This window comes from Oleiphilus sp. HI0123 (genome assembly GCF_001635315.1).
The window spans coordinates 1-379 of the sequence record NZ_LWGE01000283.1 but is presented as its reverse complement, the minus strand read 5'-3'; the positions used below and the strand labels follow the sequence as shown (position 1 = coordinate 379).

The window sequence follows — 379 nt, the reverse complement described above, 5'->3', positions numbered from 1 at the left end:
ACGTGCAAGAGAGAAGGCTGCCAGATACATTGCTTCTGAAAAACTGTACTTTTTGGCTTCGGTGTCGCAATACTCGGGGTTGATGCTAAGTCGAGATATTTCGCACAAAGATAAATGGCATCCAGAGGAAAATACCTGATCGATAAACCCTAGTGAGCAGGAGTTTGCCCTTTGGCAGGGCAAGGTGGGTTGCGCTGATAAGCTTTCAACTGAGTGGCTGATACGTATGCAGGCAATATATTGTCTGCTGCTATTCTCTTGAAGGAGCAGGTGTGTCGAGTTGTGGTCATATTGGTCAATGACCTGCTCAACATGAGTGAGTCCGTCAAAGTCTTCTTTGCTCTGTTTAAAACGTATTTGATAAGCTATACGTTTTTGT

At 44.3% G+C, this 379-nt stretch carries 1 protein-coding gene; it reads right to left on the bottom strand.

Annotation, left to right across the window (positions count from 1 at the left end):
* A partial coding sequence (locus A3761_RS28895) for a GNAT family N-acyltransferase (RefSeq protein ID WP_369808161.1) occupies positions 1-300 on the bottom strand: 300 nt, incomplete at its 3' end.
* Positions 301-379 lie beyond the last annotated feature (79 nt).